This is a genomic window from Cellulomonas sp. KH9, assembly GCF_900114185.1.
Classification (GTDB): Bacteria; Actinomycetota; Actinomycetes; order Actinomycetales; family Cellulomonadaceae; genus Cellulomonas.
Map to the genome: position 1 here is coordinate 109891 of NZ_FOSE01000006.1, position 14472 is coordinate 124362.

At 75.5% G+C, this 14472-nt stretch carries 14 protein-coding genes; 3 read left to right on the forward strand and 11 right to left on the reverse strand.

What is annotated here, in order from left to right:
* Positions 1-23: 23 nt before the first annotated feature.
* The 7 genes from BMZ16_RS19455 to dapE all read right to left on the reverse strand — a co-directional run bounded on the left by BMZ16_RS19455 (position 24) and on the right by dapE (position 6625).
* Positions 24-194, reverse strand: coding sequence for a hypothetical protein (locus tag BMZ16_RS19455; protein ID WP_177199775.1), 171 nt, complete (start codon positions 192-194; stop codon positions 24-26).
* Between the two features lie 147 nt (positions 195-341).
* Positions 342-1946: a leucyl aminopeptidase family protein gene (locus BMZ16_RS18205; protein ID WP_089803164.1), complete on the reverse strand. Its 1605-nt coding sequence runs from the start codon at positions 1944-1946 to the stop codon at positions 342-344.
* A gap of 10 nt (positions 1947-1956) precedes the next feature.
* A complete protein-coding gene (locus tag BMZ16_RS18210; protein WP_013116243.1) occupies positions 1957-2124 on the reverse strand; it encodes a DUF3117 domain-containing protein in 168 nt (55 codons plus the stop codon).
* Between the two features lie 142 nt (positions 2125-2266).
* Entirely contained in the window at positions 2267-3637 is a 1371-nt protein-coding gene (locus BMZ16_RS18215) for a hypothetical protein (RefSeq protein WP_177199776.1), read from the reverse strand.
* Positions 3634-4560 carry a dihydropteroate synthase gene (gene folP / locus BMZ16_RS18220; RefSeq protein ID WP_089803221.1) on the reverse strand — a complete coding sequence of 309 codons (927 nt, stop codon included), beginning with the start codon at positions 4558-4560 and terminating at the stop codon, positions 3634-3636. The genes BMZ16_RS18215 and folP overlap by 4 nt, the downstream gene beginning before the upstream one ends.
* Positions 4557-5456 carry an LOG family protein gene (locus BMZ16_RS18225; protein ID WP_089803166.1) on the reverse strand — a complete coding sequence of 300 codons (900 nt, stop codon included), beginning with the start codon at positions 5454-5456 and terminating at the stop codon, positions 4557-4559. Before BMZ16_RS18225 ends, folP begins: the two co-directional genes overlap by 4 nt.
* 53 nt (positions 5457-5509) lie before the next feature.
* Entirely contained in the window at positions 5510-6625 is a 1116-nt protein-coding gene (gene dapE, locus BMZ16_RS18230; RefSeq protein ID WP_089803168.1) for a succinyl-diaminopimelate desuccinylase, read from the reverse strand.
* Positions 6626-6680: 55 nt separating this feature from the next.
* On the opposite strand from dapE, the gene dapD reads away from it, so the two are divergent.
* A complete protein-coding gene (gene dapD, locus BMZ16_RS18235) occupies positions 6681-7676 on the forward strand; it encodes a 2,3,4,5-tetrahydropyridine-2,6-dicarboxylate N-succinyltransferase (RefSeq protein ID WP_089803170.1) in 996 nt (331 codons plus the stop codon).
* Between the two features lie 4 nt (positions 7677-7680).
* On the forward strand, positions 7681-8574 hold the full coding sequence (locus tag BMZ16_RS18240; protein ID WP_089803172.1) for a hypothetical protein: 894 nt from the start codon (positions 7681-7683) through the stop codon (positions 8572-8574).
* Between the two features lie 53 nt (positions 8575-8627).
* On the opposite strand, the gene BMZ16_RS18245 is transcribed toward BMZ16_RS18240, so the two are convergent.
* The 3 genes from BMZ16_RS18245 to fdxA form a co-directional block, all read right to left on the reverse strand.
* Complete coding sequence (locus BMZ16_RS18245; RefSeq protein ID WP_089803174.1) at positions 8628-9938, reverse strand: citrate synthase; 1311 nt, start codon at positions 9936-9938, stop codon at positions 8628-8630.
* A gap of 244 nt (positions 9939-10182) precedes the next feature.
* Positions 10183-11331, reverse strand: coding sequence for a succinyldiaminopimelate transaminase (gene dapC / locus BMZ16_RS18250; protein WP_177199777.1), 1149 nt, complete (start codon positions 11329-11331; stop codon positions 10183-10185).
* Between the two features lie 28 nt (positions 11332-11359).
* Positions 11360-11686, reverse strand: a complete 327-nt coding sequence (gene fdxA, locus BMZ16_RS18255) for a ferredoxin (RefSeq protein WP_089803176.1) — start codon at positions 11684-11686, stop codon at positions 11360-11362.
* A 94-nt stretch (positions 11687-11780) separates the two neighbouring features.
* On the opposite strand from fdxA, the gene BMZ16_RS18260 reads away from it, so the two are divergent.
* On the forward strand, positions 11781-12062 hold the full coding sequence (locus BMZ16_RS18260) for a putative acetyltransferase (RefSeq protein ID WP_089803178.1): 282 nt from the start codon (positions 11781-11783) through the stop codon (positions 12060-12062).
* 2 nt (positions 12063-12064) lie between these two features.
* Here BMZ16_RS18260 and BMZ16_RS18265 read toward each other — a convergent pair.
* A partial coding sequence (locus BMZ16_RS18265; RefSeq protein ID WP_089803180.1) for a VanW family protein occupies positions 12065-14472 on the reverse strand: 2408 nt, incomplete at its 5' end.

Below are 14472 nucleotides of genomic sequence, written 5' to 3' on the forward strand. Positions count from 1 at the left end.
AGCGTGCGCCGACGGCCCCTTCGTCAGCGCACGACCACCCGCAGCGCTGCCGAGCACCGGCGCATCACCTCGCCGGCGTCGGCCCCGGGGTCCGCGTGGACGAGCTCGCTCCAGCGGTCCCAGGACACCTTCCACATCGTGGCGGCCACCTCGGACAGCAGCCGCACGACCAGCGGGTCGGGCTGGTCGAGCACGGCGGTGAGACGCGCGCGCAGCCGCCCCGCGGGCCCGCCGCAGGCCGACGCGGGGGACGACGTCGAGCAGCTGGTCGGCGCGAGCGCCTGACCCCGGACACGACGGTGCCGCCGACCCTGGGGTCGGCGGCACCGTCGTGCTCACAGTCAGTCCAGCGCGGAGAGGTACTCCAGCAGCAGCCGGGCGCCGTAGCCGGTCGCACCCTCGGTGACCTCGTGCTTGTCGGAGGTCGAGCGCGCGGGACCGGCGATGTCGAGGTGCGCCCACCGGCGCTGCCCGACGAACCGGCGCAGGAACAACGCGGCGGTGATGGACCCGCCACCGATCCGGCGGTCCTCGGGGACGTGGCGCAGGTCCGCGACCGACGAGCGCACGGCCTCCTCGTACTCCGCGACCAGCGGCATGTGCCACACGAGCTCACCGGTGCGCTCCCCGGCGGCCGAGAGGCCCGCGACCAGCGCGTCGTCCGTGCCGTAGAGGGCCGCGTGCTGACGGCCCAGACCCAGCGTCGCCGCACCCGTGAGCGTCGCGACGTCGATGAGCACGTCCGGGTCGAGGGTCGCGTCGGCCCAGGCCAGGGCGTCGGCGAGGACGAGACGCCCCTCGGCGTCGGTGTTCGCGATCTCGACGGTCGTGCCGCCGTGGATCGTCACCACGTCACCCGGCCGGTACGACGCCGCGCCCACGTGGTTCTCCGCCAGCGGGAGCACGGCCGTGACCCGGTGCGGCACCTGCGCCTGCGCCGCGGCGAGCACCGTGGCGAGGGCGACGGCCGATCCCGCCATGTCGGTCTTCATGGGCACCATGGCCTCGCGGGGCTTGATCGACAGGCCCCCCGTGTCGTAGGTGATGCCCTTGCCGACCACGACGACGTGGCGGCCGTCGCCGCCGGCCGGCGTGTACGAGACGCGGACGAGCCGGGGCGAGGAGGCGGACCCGGCGCCGACGGCCAGGATCCCGCCGAACCCGCCGGCGGCGAGCTCGCGCGGCCCCAGGACCTCGACGTCCAGACCGGCCTTCGACGCGAGGTGCCGGGCGCGGTCGGCCATCCACGCGGGGTTCTTGACGTTCGACGGCGTGTTCGCCAGGTCCCGGACCAGCCACGTCGCGGCGGCGCCGGTCGCGGCGGTCGTGACCGCCTCCCGCACCGCGGGGCCGTCGCGGCCCAGCAGCACCAGGTCGGCGGGTGCCTGCGCGGGGGACGCAGGCTCCGCGGCGATGCGCGGCAGGGTGTAGGCCGCCAGCAGGTAGCCCTCGGCCACGGCGCGCGCGGCACGTGCGGCAGCGGCGTCGTCGTCATGGGTCTGCGCGCCGACGGTCGCGGCGACGCGCCGCAGGCCGCGGGTCGCCCGGGCCAGCGCGGCACCGGCACGGCGCAGCGCCGTGGGGCTCTCGTCCCCCACGCCGACGAGGACGATGCGCGGCGGCAGCCCCGCCCAGGGCAGCACCACGGAGGAGCCGACGGGCAGCGGCAGGTGGACGGTGAAGGCCTCACCGGCCGCACCGGTGAGGCCGGCGCGCTCGGCCAGCTCGGCCAGGTCGATGCCGTACCGGGCAGCGGCCTGGGGCGTGCCGGAGCGTGGCTGCAGGGCGTCGTCGCCCGGACGCCGCGGGGCCACCTGCACCGCGACCGCGTCGACCGACCCGTCCGCGAGGATCGGGGAGTCGACGACGGTCGCCGCGTGCAGGTCGACGGTCGGAGGCGTGCGCGGCGCGGTCCGCGGGGCCACGCCGGTGGTGCGGGCGCTCATCCGCAGGTCGTCAGCCGACGACGGAGGTGAGGGCCTCGCCCAGCTCGGCGGCCTCGGTCGCGTTCAGCTCGACCACCAGCCGTCCGCCGCCCTCGAGCGGGACGCGCATGACGATGCCGCGACCCTCCTTGGTCACCTCGAGCGGTCCGTCGCCGGTCCTCGGCTTCATCGCGGCCATCCGGGCCTCTCCTTCGCCTCGTACGTTGCCGGCCCGGCGCGCTGCCGGGTCGCCCCGACAACCGCCTGATCTGCCGGTTGTCCACCGGACATCCTAGTTCACCGCACGAGGACGCCGCCCGGGTGCGGGCGGCACGAACGGGTCACGGTGGCCAGTCGCCGGCCGGGTTGGACTCCCACATCTGCCGGATCCAGAGGGCCTGCAGCGCCAGCATGACGACGAGCACCGCCACGAACCAGGTGCGCCGCGCCCACGGCGGGCGCCGGACCGCCCCGGCGGTGACCGCTCCCAGCGGGAAGGCGAGCAGCAGGAAACGGGCCAGGCTCGACCCGGGCTCGATGACCGCGACGATGTAGAGCACGTACGCGGCCGACCACGCGTGGAGCTCGGGGCCCAGCCGCCACGCGGCCGGCACGAGCAGGACGGCCGCCATGAGGCCGAACCCGGCGACCATGGCCGGCACGGCCCACTCCCCGAGCCAGAACTGCGGGACGTACGTCCACCCGAGGAAGGGCGTGACCTCCCGCACGCCGCGCCAGGCCTCCTGCGTCTGCAGGTACCCGTCCGGCACACCGGTCGCCCACCCGCAGATCGCGGGCCACGCGACGCCGGACACCCCCGCGGCCAGCGTCAGCCCGAGCAGACCCACGGCGTCGCGCGGGCCGAGGTCGTCCTCACCGCGCCGCGCGCGCCACCAGCGGGCCGCCGCGTGCACCACGACCACCGCGACCATGGGCAGGGCCACGGCGCGGGCGAAGCCGAGCGCCACGACGGCGACCGCCGCCCAGCCGTACCTGCGCCGCACGATCAGCAGCAGCGACGTCGCCACCAGCAGCAGCGCGGTGGACTCGGTGTACGCCACCTGCAGGACGGCCGCGGACGGGAACGCGCAGACCAGCGCGACCGTCGCCAGCGGCAGCCCGGGGCGGGCCGCGACCGCGCGCGGTGCGCCGACCCGGACGACCTCGTGCACGACGAGCATCGCCGCGGCCCCCAGCACGAGCGCCACCGTGGGGGCGACCGCCACCCACGAGCCGCCCGTCAGCGTCATGACGGTCCGCACGAGCATGGGGTACAGCGGGAAGAAGGCCCACGGGTTCTGCTGCACCAGGCCCTGGTCGTCGCGGGGCAGCTCGGCCGGGTAGCCGCTGTCGGCGATCTGCTGGTACCACCCGGCGTCGAAGGGCACCGCGACGAACAGCTGGTACGGCGGGTCGCCCGCGGTCCACGACGTGGGCTTCTGGACGGTGGCCGTCACGAGGAACGCGACCGCGGCGAGCAGGCGCGACGCACCCCAGACCAGCAGGACGTGCACCCACCAGGGCCACGCCCGCACCCGTCCGGCGAGGCGGTGGACCGGTCCCTCGGCACGCCGGGGCGCTGCGGCCGCGACACCCTCGGCGTTCTCGGCGTTCTCGGCGTCCGCGGCGTCGGGCGTGGCCACGGTGCCCGGCGTCCCGCCGGCCGGGGTCCGGGCCGCGGGCGTCCCGCCCGCGGGGGTCGCGGGGCTCACAGCAGCCCTCGCAGCGCCCGCAGCGGTGCGCGCTCGCCGCGGATCGCGGCGACCATGTCGAGCGCCCGCCGGGTCGCGGCGACGTCGTGCACCCGGAAGACCCGGGCACCGAGCCAGGCCGCCACCGCCGTCGCCGCCAACGTGCCCTCGAGCCTGTCCTCGGGCGGGAGGTCCAGGGTCTCGCCCACCACGTCCTTGCGTGAGATCGCCACGAGGACAGGGTGCCCGATCCGGACGAGTTTCGGGGTGTTTCTCAGCAGGTGCAACGAGTGCCAGGTCGTCTTGCCGAAGTCGAGCGTCGCGTCGAGGAGCACGGAGGCGGGGTCCACGCCCAGCGCCACGGCCCGGGCGGCCGCAGCCGTCACCGTCCGCTCGACGTCCGCGACGACGCCGTCGAGCGGGTCGGCGCCGTCCGGCGCGGGGTAGGTGACACGGAAGGGGTCGCTGCGGGGGGTCGCACCACCGGTGTGCGAGCACACGACTCCCAGCCCGCGCTCGGCGGCGACCTCGACCAGGGCCGGGTCGTGACCCGCCCAGGTGTCGTTGAGCAGGTCGGCGCCGGCGTCCGCCGCGGCCCGTGCGACGCCCGCACGCCAGGTGTCGACGCTCACGAGCAGGTCCGGGTGCCGGTCACGGACGCGCTCGACGACCGGCAGCACGCGGGCGATCTCCTCGGCCTCGTCGACGACGGGCCCGCGACCGGCACGCACACCGCCCACGTCCAGGACGTCGGCACCCTCGGCCACGGCGCGGTCGACGGCGGCGTCGACCGCATCCGCCCCGTGGCGCGCCGCGGCGTAGAAGGAGTCGGGGGTGCGGTTGACGACCGCCATGACCACGGGGTGGTCGACGCCGAACGTCCGACCCCGCAGCCGCAGCGGCGCTGCGCCGGCCGGGACGCCGGGCAGGGGCGGCTCGGTCACCACCCGCCGTCCGTGAGCGGGCCGTCCGCGCCCGCCGCGCCCGCGTCCCGTTCCCGCCGGCCGTCGCGCGCACGTGCCTCGCCGGCGGCGGCCGCCGCACGCTGGTCACGTGCGGCCGCGCGCACCGCCGCCTCCTCCTCGGCCCGCAGCTCCGCGCCCCGCCGCACGACGATCTCGACGGCCTCCTCCGCGTCGGCGGCGACCTGCAGCAGGTCGACGTCGACCTCGGCGATCATGCCCTGCGGGTGCACCGTGTCGCGCAGCCAGCTCAGCAGGCCCGCCCAGTAGTCGCCGCCGAGCAGGACGATCGGGAACCCGGTGACCTTGTGGGTCTGCACCAGCGTCAGCGCCTCGAACAGCTCGTCGAACGTCCCGAACCCGCCGGGCAGCACGACGAAGCCCTGCGAGTACTTGACGAACATCGTCTTGCGGGCGAAGAAGTAGCGGAAGTTGACGCCCAGGTCGACCCACTCGTTCATGCCCTGCTCGAACGGCAGCTCGATGCCGAGCCCGACCGAGAGCCCGGCCGCCTCGGTCGCCCCCCGGTTGGCCGCCTCCATGATTCCCGGCCCGCCGCCGGTGATGACGGCGTACCCGGCCTCGACCAGGCCGCGGGCGACGTCCTGCGCCATGGCGTAGTAGGGGTCACCCGGCTTCACCCGGGCGGAGCCGAACACGCTGACGGCGGGTCCGACGTCGGCCAGCGCACCGAAGCCCTCGACGAACTCGCTCTGGATCCGCATGACCCGCCAGGGGTCGGAGTGCAGCCACCCGGCACCCTCGGGTCCGGACAGCAGCCGCTGGTCGGACGTGGTGGCGGGGATCTGGTCGCGGCGCAGCAGGACGGGGCCGCGGCGGTACTCGGGGGCGGGTGCCCGCGTGTCGTCGGGGGTCATCCCCCGAGCCTAGGCGAGCCGGGTCGGGCGGTGCCCGACCCGGCGCGACGACGTCAGGCGGTGCCCAGCGGCAGGTCCTCGGGCTGCGCGCCGGTCAGCCACGCCCGCAGCGCGCGGTGGCACAGCTCGATCTGGGCGACCGGGACGCGCTCGTCGTCCTTGTGCGCCAGCAGCGGGTCCCCGGGCCCGAAGTTGACGGCGGGCACCCCCAGCGCGCTGAAGCGGGCGACGTCCGTCCACCCGTACTTGGGCGCCGGGCGGCCGCCCGTGACGGCCAGGACGGCCGCCGCGAACTCCTGCGCGGCCGGGGCGTCGAGTCCCGGCCGGGCACCCGCCGCCGCGTCCGTCACGACGACGTCGTACCCCGCGAACAGCTCGCGCACGTGCGCCACCGCCTCGTCGACGCTGCGCGACGGCGCGAACCGGTAGTTGACGGTGACCACGCAGGCGTCGGGGATCACGTTGGTGGCGACGCCGCCGGTGATGCGCACGGCGTTGAGGCTCTCGCGGTAGGCCAGCCCGTCGACCTCGACCGTCGCGGGCTCGTACGCCTCGAGCCGGCGCAGCACCTCGCCCGCGGCGTGCACGGCGTTGACCCCCACCCACGCGCGGGCCGAGTGGGCCGCGACGCCGGTCAGGCGCACCTCGACGCGCAGCGTCCCGTTGCACCCGCCCTCCAGGCCGCCGTCGCTCGGCTCGCCGAGGACCGCGAAGTCCGCCGCGAGCCAGTCCGGGTGGTGCGCCACGAGCCGCCCGAGCCCGTTGAGGTCGGCGTCGACCTCCTCGTGGTCGTAGAACACCCACGTCACGTCGTGCACCGGCTCCGGCAGCGCGGCGGCGAGCGACAGCGCCACCGCGACGCCCGCCTTCATGTCGACGGTGCCACGACCCCACAGCACGTCCCCGTCGAGCCGGGTGGGCAGGTTGTCCGCGACGGGCACGGTGTCCAGGTGCCCGGCGACGACCACGCGACGCTCCCGGCCCAGGGACGTGCGCGCCACGACGGCGTCGCCGTCGCGCAGCACCTCCAGGTGCGGGTACGCCCGCAGCGCGGCCTCCACGGCGTCGGCCAGGACGGTCTCCGCCCCGCTGACGGAGGGCACGTCGCACACCTGACGCGTCAGCGTCACGACGTCGGCGGACAGGTCCAGGAGGTCGTCGGCAGCCACGTCCCGACCCTACGCGCGCGGGGCCGGGAGCGGTGCGCGACGTAGGCTGCGGACCATGACCGACCGCACCGCCTGGGGCCTCGGCCTCGCCACCGTGACCGACACCGGCACCACGCTCGACGTCTGGTACCCCGCACCGGAGCTCGGCGGACCGCCCGCGGGCCTGGACGCCGGCGACGCGGCGTCCGTGCGTGAGCACGCGCCCGGCGAGCTCGCCGCGTGCGAGCGCGAGGACCCCGCCCGGGGCGTGCGGGCCGTGCTGGTCGCCACGGTCGTGGACCTGGACGCGGCCCCGGCCGGGACGGCGGACGCCTACCTGCGGCTGCACCTGCTGTCCCACCGCCTGGTGCGCCCCCACGGGGTCAACCTGGACGGCCTCTTCGGCGCCCTCCCCAACGTGGTGTGGACCGACCGCGGCCCGTGCGCGGTCGAGGACTTCGAGGCGACCCGGCTGCGGCTGCGCGCGGCCACCGGCACCCCGGTGACCGTGTACGGGGTCGACAAGTTCCCCCGGATGGTCGACTACGTGCTGCCGTCGGGCGTGCGCGTCGCCGACGCCGACCGGGTGCGGCTCGGCGCGCACCTCGCCCCGGGCACCACCGTCATGCACGAGGGGTTCGTCAACTTCAACGCCGGGACGCTCGGCACGTCCATGGTCGAGGGGCGGATCTCCGCCGGTGTCGTGGTCGGCGACGGCTCGGACGTGGGCGGCGGCGCCTCGATCATGGGCACGCTGTCCGGCGGCGGGCGCGAGGTCGTCTCGATCGGGCAGCGGTCGCTGCTCGGTGCGAACTCCGGGCTGGGCATCCCGCTGGGTGACGACTGCGTCGTCGAGGCCGGCCTGTACGTCACGGCCGGCACCAAGGTGCGGCTCGTCGGGTTCGACGTCGACGGGGCCGCCGACGAGAACGGCGCCCGGGTCGTCAAGGCGCGTGTGCTCGCGGGGGCGGACAACGTCCTGTTCCGCCGCAACTCGCGCACCGGCGAGGTCGAGGCGGTCGCCCGCTCGGGCGCCGGCGTCCACCTGAACTCCGCCCTGCACGCCAACTGACGACGTGACGAGACGTCGCCGCGGCGGGTGCGTCCCCGCCCTCGCCACCGCGGCGGTCGCCGTGGTCCTCGTGGCGCTCGGGGTGGCGGCGGTCGTCGCGCTGCTCGACCGCGCCCGGCCGCGCCCGCCCGCCGCCGAGCGCTGCGTGGCGCAGCTCGACGGCACGGACTGGAGCCTGACCCCCGACCAGGCGCAGCACGCGGCGCTGGCGTCGGCCGTCGCCACCCGGCGGGGCCTGCCCGCCCGTGCCGTCACCATCGGCATCGCCACGGCGCTGCAGGAGTCGCGCCTCGAGAACATCGACTACGGCGACCGCGACTCGGTCGGCCTCTACCAGCAGCGCCCGTCGCAGGGGTGGGGCACGGTCGAGCAGATCATGGACCCCGTCTACGCCACCACCAAGTTCTTCGAGGGGCTGGAGAAGGTCCCCGGCTACCAGGACATGGCGGTCACGGAGGCCGCCCAGGCGGTGCAGCGCAGCGGCTTCCCGGACGCGTACGCCCAGCACGAGGTCCGGGCCCGGGCGTGGGCGTCGGCCCTCACCGGCCACTCCCCCGCGGCGCTGCGGTGCACCCTGCACCCCGTCGAGGACCCCGGCGGTGTCGACCCCGTGCTCGCCCGCATCGCGCGCGACCTCGGCGACGCCCCGACCACCGTGACGCCCGCCGACGGCGAGCGGCCGGCGACCGTCGACCTCACGGCGGGCTCGCTCCCGCTCGACGAGCCCGGCCGGGCCGGGTGGTTCCTCGGGCAGTGGGCCGTGGCCGTCGCGTGGGCGGTCGACGTGGAGGCCGTGACCGTGGGCGACGTCGTGTGGACGCGCACCGTGCCGACCTGGGAGCCGACGGGTACGGACCCGCTGCCGCCCGGTCAGGTCCGCCTGACCGTCGCCGGCTGAGACGACGTCGACCCCCGGTCGCCCAGGGCGGCCGGGGGTCGACGGGCCGTGGGTCAGCGGCGGTCGGACGGCACGTAGTCGCGCTCGGTGGCGCCGGTGTAGACCTGGCGCGGTCGCCCGATCTTGGTCTGCGGGTCGTTCATCATCTCGCGCCACTGGGCGATCCAGCCGGGCATGCGGCCCAGCGCGAACAGCGGCGTGAACATCTGCTCCGAGAAGCCCATGGCCTTGTAGATCAGCCCGGTGTAGAAGTCGACGTTCGGGTACAGCTTGCGGGAGACGAAGTAGTCGTCGGACAGGGCGATCTCCTCGAGCCCCAGCGCGATGTCGAGCAGCTCGTCCTCGCCGCCGAGCGCCTGCAGCACCTCGTGCGCGCTCTGCTTGACGATGGCCGCACGCGGGTCGTAGTTCTTGTAGACCCGGTGGCCGAAGCCCATGAGGCGGACGCCGTCCTCCTTGTTCTTCACGCGTCGCATGAAGTCGGTGGCGTCGCCGCCGTTCTCCTTGATCTGGCCGAGCATCTTCAGCACGGCCTCGTTGGCGCCGCCGTGCAGCGGGCCCGACAGCGCGTTGATGCCGGCCGCGACCGAGGCGTAGATGTTCGCGTGGCTCGACCCGACGACGCGGACCGTGGAGGTCGAGCAGTTCTGCTCGTGGTCCGCGTGCAGGATGAGCAGCTTGTCCAGCGCGTTGACCACGGTCGGGTCCGGGTCCCACTGCTGGTACGGCACCGCGAACGTCATGCGCAGGAAGTCCTCGACGTACCCGCGCGAGTAGTCCGGGTACAGCAGCGGCTCGCCCTTGGAGGCACGGTGCACGTAGGACGTGATGGTCCGCGTCTTGGCGAGGATGAGGACCGTCGCCAGCTCGACCGTGTCCGGGTCGAACGGGTCGAGCGACTCGGGGTAGAACGTGGACAGCGCGTTGAGCGCCGACGCCATGACCGCCATGGGGTGCGCGTTGCGCGGGAACGTCCCCATGAAGGTGCGGAAGTCCTCGTGCACCAGCGTGTGCCGGTTGACCCGGTCCTCGAACGCCGTCAGCGCCTGCGGGGTCGGCAGCTCGCCGTGGATGAGCAGGTACGCGACCTCGAGGAACGAGGAGTGCTCGGCGAGCTGCTCGATCGGGTAGCCGCGGTACCGGAGGATCCCCGCGTCGCCGTCGATGTAGGTGATCTGCGACTCGCACGACGCGGTGTTCATGAACCCCGGGTCGACGGTCACCAGACCGGTGTCGCGCAGCAGGGAGGAGACGACGATGCCGTCGTTGCCCTCCGCGGCGGGCACCACGGGCAGGTCGCGTGCCTGCCCGTCGACCACGAGCTGGACAGGTGCCTGCACCGGTGCGGTGACGACGTCCGACATGGGTGTTCCTTCCTGCGCCGACGAGCGTTCCCGACCTGCCCCGGCGGATCGCCGCGCTGACCGGTGGGACGACCGACGCACGGTGGTGACCCCCGTCGGCCCGCAGCGACGGTACCTGCGAGAACGCCGTCTTGACCAACGTGCGGGCCGGGCTTGGGCCCTATGTGATGTTCCTCACAGCGGGTGCGCCCTAATCTAGCCGCGCAGCCTCCGCCGCGGCACCGGTGCGCGGCCCCGGGTCGCGTCAGGCCCCGGCGAGTCGTGCCGCGGCCTGCGCGATCCGCTCGTCCGGTGCGGTCAGCGCCACCCGCACGTGCCCCGCCGCGGCCGCCCCGTAGAACGCGCCGGGCGCCACCAGCAGGCCCAGCGACGCCAGGTCTGCGACCGTCGTCCAGGAGTCCTGCGGCGGACCGTCCGGGCGCACCCACAGGTACAGGCCGGCGTGCGAGCGGTCGACCACGTACCCGGCGGCCTCGAACCCACCCCGCAGGGCGACCCGGCGGCGACGGTAGCGCTCGCGCTGCTCCGCCACGTGGCCGTCGTCCCGCAGGGCCACCGTCATCGCGGCCTGCACCGGGCCCGGCACGATCATCCCGGCGTGCTTGCGCGTCTCCAGGAGCCCGGCGACCAGCGCCGGGTCCCCCGCCACGAACGCGGCCCGGTACCCGGCCAGGTTCGACTGCTTCGACAGCGAGTACACCGACAGCAGCCCGGTGAGGTCGCCGCCCGTCACGCGCGGGTCGAGCACGCTCGGCACGCCGCTGCCCGCCCACGGCTCGTCCCACGCCAGCTCGGCGTAGCACTCGTCCGAGGCCACGACGACCGGCCGACCGGTCCGAGCCGCGGCCGCACGGGCCGCGTCCACGACGGCGGCGAGGTCCTGGACGCCCAGCACCGAGCCGTCGGGGTTGCCCGGGGAGTTCAGCCAGACCAGGCGCACGTCGTCACGCGCCGCGAGCAGCCGCACCGGGTCGTCCGTGGGCACCGGCACCGCCCCCGCGAGGCGGGCGCCGACGTCGTACGTCGGGTACGCCGTCGCCGGGTGCAGCACGGCGTCACCGGCACCGAGGCCCAGCAGCGACGGCAGGAACGCCACCAGCTCCTTGGACCCGACGGTCGGCAGCACCGCGTCGGGATCCAGCCCGGGCACGCCGCGACGGCGGGCGAACCACTGCACCACGGCCTCGCGCAGCGCCGGCGTGCCGTGCGTGGTCGGGTAGCCGGGCGAGTCCGCCGCGGCGGCCAGCGCCTCGCGCAGGACCTCCGGGGTCGGGTCGACCGGTGTCCCCACGGACAGGTCCACCAGGCCGTCGGGGTGTGCGCGGGCGCGCTCGCGGACGGGGACGAGGGAGTCCCAGGGGAAGTCCGGCAGCGCGCCGGTCAGCAGGCCCACGGGTCCCCCGCCCGGGTGCGCGCGGGGGTCACTCGCCGTGCACGCGCAGCGGGACGGTGGCGATGATCGGGTGGTCGTGCTCGATCTGCCCCATCTTCGCGGCACCGCCCGGCGAGCCGATCTCGTCGAAGAAGTGCACGTTCGCCTCGTAGTACGACGACCACTGCTCCGGCACGTCGTCCTCGTAGTAGATCGCCTCGACGGGGCACACCGGCTCGCAGGCGCCACAGTCCACGCACTCGTCCGGGTGGATGTACAAGGAGCGCTTGCCCTCGTAGATGCAGTCCACCGGACACTCCTCGATGCACGCCTTGTCCTTGACGTCCACGCAGGGTTCGGCGATCACATACGTCACGGCGGGTCCTCCACGGGTGCAGCGGTCGACCTAGTATCCCCCACGTGCGACCTGCCACGACCCGACGTCCAACCTCCGACACGGGAGGACCGGCGTGAGCCCGGACGTCTGGCGCACCTGGACGCCCGGGACGCGTGTCGTCGTGCGCCGGCGGCGCGACGACCTGCCCCCCGGGACGGTCCCCGGGGCGCTGCGCGGCGGGGAGCCCCCGTTCACGGACGTGCTCGGCGAGGTCGTGGCCGTCGACGACGCCGGGGTCACCGTGCGCACGCGCCGGGGCGTCGTGCACGTGCCGGCGCAGGACGTCGTCCGGGCGAAGACGGTACCCCCGCCCCCGGCACCGCGGGCGCGACGGGGGGACGGGGGCACCGGCTGACGTCAGGGCGCCGGCGTCGCTGCGGGCGGCGACCCGCAGACCACCTTGTTCTGCGGCTTGTAGCGCCACGTCCTGGACTGCGTGTCCACGAGCTCCTCGCCGAGGTAGACGCGCCGCGTGTTGGTCACCGTGAACCCGGGGTTGCCGGCGCTCTGCGGCTCACACGTCGGGGACTGGGAGTACACCGTGGTCGGCGCCACCACGCCGGAGCGCCCGCTGGTGGACGTCTCGACGGTGAAGTGCTTGGTGCTCCAGATGCGCACGTGCGCCCGGCCGTCCGCCACGAAGCCCTGCACCAGGGCCCCGTACGGCGTGTTGTTCTTCCACTTCATGTCGATGGTGCCCGTGAAGATCGTGGCCTCCTGGCCCTCGGGGTACCGGGAGAACCACTCGCTGTGCGGCGTGTGCTCGACGTCCTCGTAGCCCGCGAGGAACGCGGCGTTGAACGTCGTCGTCGACACCTGGGACAGGCCGCCGCCCCACGCGTCCTTGTGCTCGCCGTTGACGATCGCCCCGGCCTGCACGAACCCGTGGGCACCGTCGACCGGCCCCAGCGCCTCGGTGAGGCTGAACGTCTCACCCGGGCGCACGAGCGTGCCCGTGATGTTCTTCAGGCCCTGGGCGATGTTGGCCGTGCGGCGCGGCTCGCTCGTCAGGGGGGTGGAGAACTGCGAGACGATCTCCTTGACACCGAGCGCCCCGAGGGCCTCCGTGGTCTGTGCCGGGTCGGACTGGACCAGCTCGACCGGCGCGACGCGGTCGGTGCCCGCGGTCGCCGCCTGGGCGACGGACGTCGCGAGGGCGGCCGGGTCGAGCGTCGTGCCGGGCGTGCCGGGCACGATGACCGGTCCGCCGTCCTGGAACTCGAACCGCGCGTCCGCCGCCGTGGTCAGCAGGTCGGGCAGCTGCGCCAGCACGGCCTCGCCGAGGGCGGGGCCGTCGAGCTGCAGCTGCAGCGTGCCGTCCACGGGCACGAGCGCCGCCCCGGCGGTGAGCGTCGGGACGTCGAGGGTGGCCTGCCGGTCGCCCACCTGCACGGTCACCGGCGCGGCCGTCAGGGGCTGCGCGATCTCACGCAGCGCGCGCTGCGTCTCCTCCTCCGACACGGCCGGCGCGAGCACCTCCGTCGGGAGCTCGAGCGGACGCGTCCCGGTCAGCCAGGAGTCCGCCAGCACCGCCGCGGCACCGGTCTCGTCGAGCTCCCACCCGTCGACCGCCTCGGTCGCGTGGGCGGCCCCGTCGGCGAACACGACCGTGCCGTCGACCGGGGCGAGGGTCAGCGACCCCGTGAGCTGCGTCAGGGCGGCGTCCATCGCGTCGTCGTCGACCTGCGTGACGGGCGGCTGCTCGCCGACGCCGACGAGGTGCCGCCACAGGCGCACGGGCTCGGCCAGGTCGACGCCCGTCAGCCGCGCGACCGTCGCGTCCACGTCGAGCCGCAGCCCCGCGGCCGCCGGGTCGATCTCGGACTGCACCTCCTGCGCGACCACGGGGACGGGCGCCGTCGTGCGCTCCGCGAGGCCGTCGGTCAGCGCCTGCTCCGCCTCGTCGGACGACATCGAGCCGATCTCGACGCCCGCGACGGTGGCGCCGCGCGGGACGCGGTCCGCGAGCGCGTACGACGACCCGACGTACAGGCCGCCGAGCAGGACGACCGCACCAGCGACGACGGCCAGCGTGCGCGGCCAGCGCCTGCGCCCGTCCTCGGCGTCGAACCCGTCGAGCGGCGAGGACGCACGGCCGTTCCCGGACGCGTCCGCAGGTCCGTCGCCGTCACCACCGTCACCGCTGCCGTCGCCCGCCGTCCGCGGCCACGACGCGGCGGGCGCCACCGGCACGGACCCGGGCGCCGCGGCGATCACCGTGGTCGCCTGCGGGTCCCCGCCCGGCCGGTCCGTCGGCCGGCGGTCGTCCACCGGCGGCAGCACCGCCGTGGCGTCGGTGGCGGCACCCGTGGCCGCGGCGGCCGCAGCCGTCGCAGCACCGGGGGTGCCGTCGGTCCGGTCGTCGCCGACCGGGCGCGGCTCCTCGTCGTCCGTGGTCGGAGCGGCCGCGACCGGGCCGTCCACCGCGGCGGCGGGCTCGTCGTCCGACGCCGGTCCGCCGGTCGTGCCGTGCGGCTGCCCACCGCCACGCGCTGCGTCGTCGGTCGGCTGGGCGTCGTCGGTCGGCTGGGCGTCGTCGGTCGGCTGGGCGTCGTCGGTCGGCTGGGCGTCGTCGGTCGGCTGGGCGTCGTCGGTCGCCGCGGCTGTCGTCCCGTCCGGGCGCGCGTCCCGCGAGGACTCACCGGGTGCCGCCAGCCGGTCGCCGGAGGTCGCGCCCTCGGCCGCGGAGCCGTCGTCCGCCGGGGGGCGGGTCGCACCGGCGTCGTCGGCACCGTCGACACGGCTCTGCGCGAGCGCGTGGGCCG

What these genes read in the sequence shown, in the direction of transcription:
- BMZ16_RS18210 (WP_013116243.1), bottom strand. Translation starts at nt 2,124, where the DNA reads ATGGCCGCGATGAAGCCGAGGACCGGCGACGGACCGCTCGAGGTGACC.
- dapD (WP_089803170.1), top strand. Translation starts at nt 6,681, where the DNA reads ATGACCGACCGCACCGCCTGGGGCCTCGGCCTCGCCACCGTGACCGAC.
- BMZ16_RS18245 (WP_089803174.1), bottom strand. Translation starts at nt 9,938, where the DNA reads ATGTCGGACGTCGTCACCGCACCGGTGCAGGCACCTGTCCAGCTCGTG.
- BMZ16_RS18205 (WP_089803164.1), bottom strand. Translation starts at nt 1,946, where the DNA reads ATGAGCGCCCGCACCACCGGCGTGGCCCCGCGGACCGCGCCGCGCACG.
- BMZ16_RS18225 (WP_089803166.1), bottom strand. Translation starts at nt 5,456, where the DNA reads ATGACCCCCGACGACACGCGGGCACCCGCCCCCGAGTACCGCCGCGGC.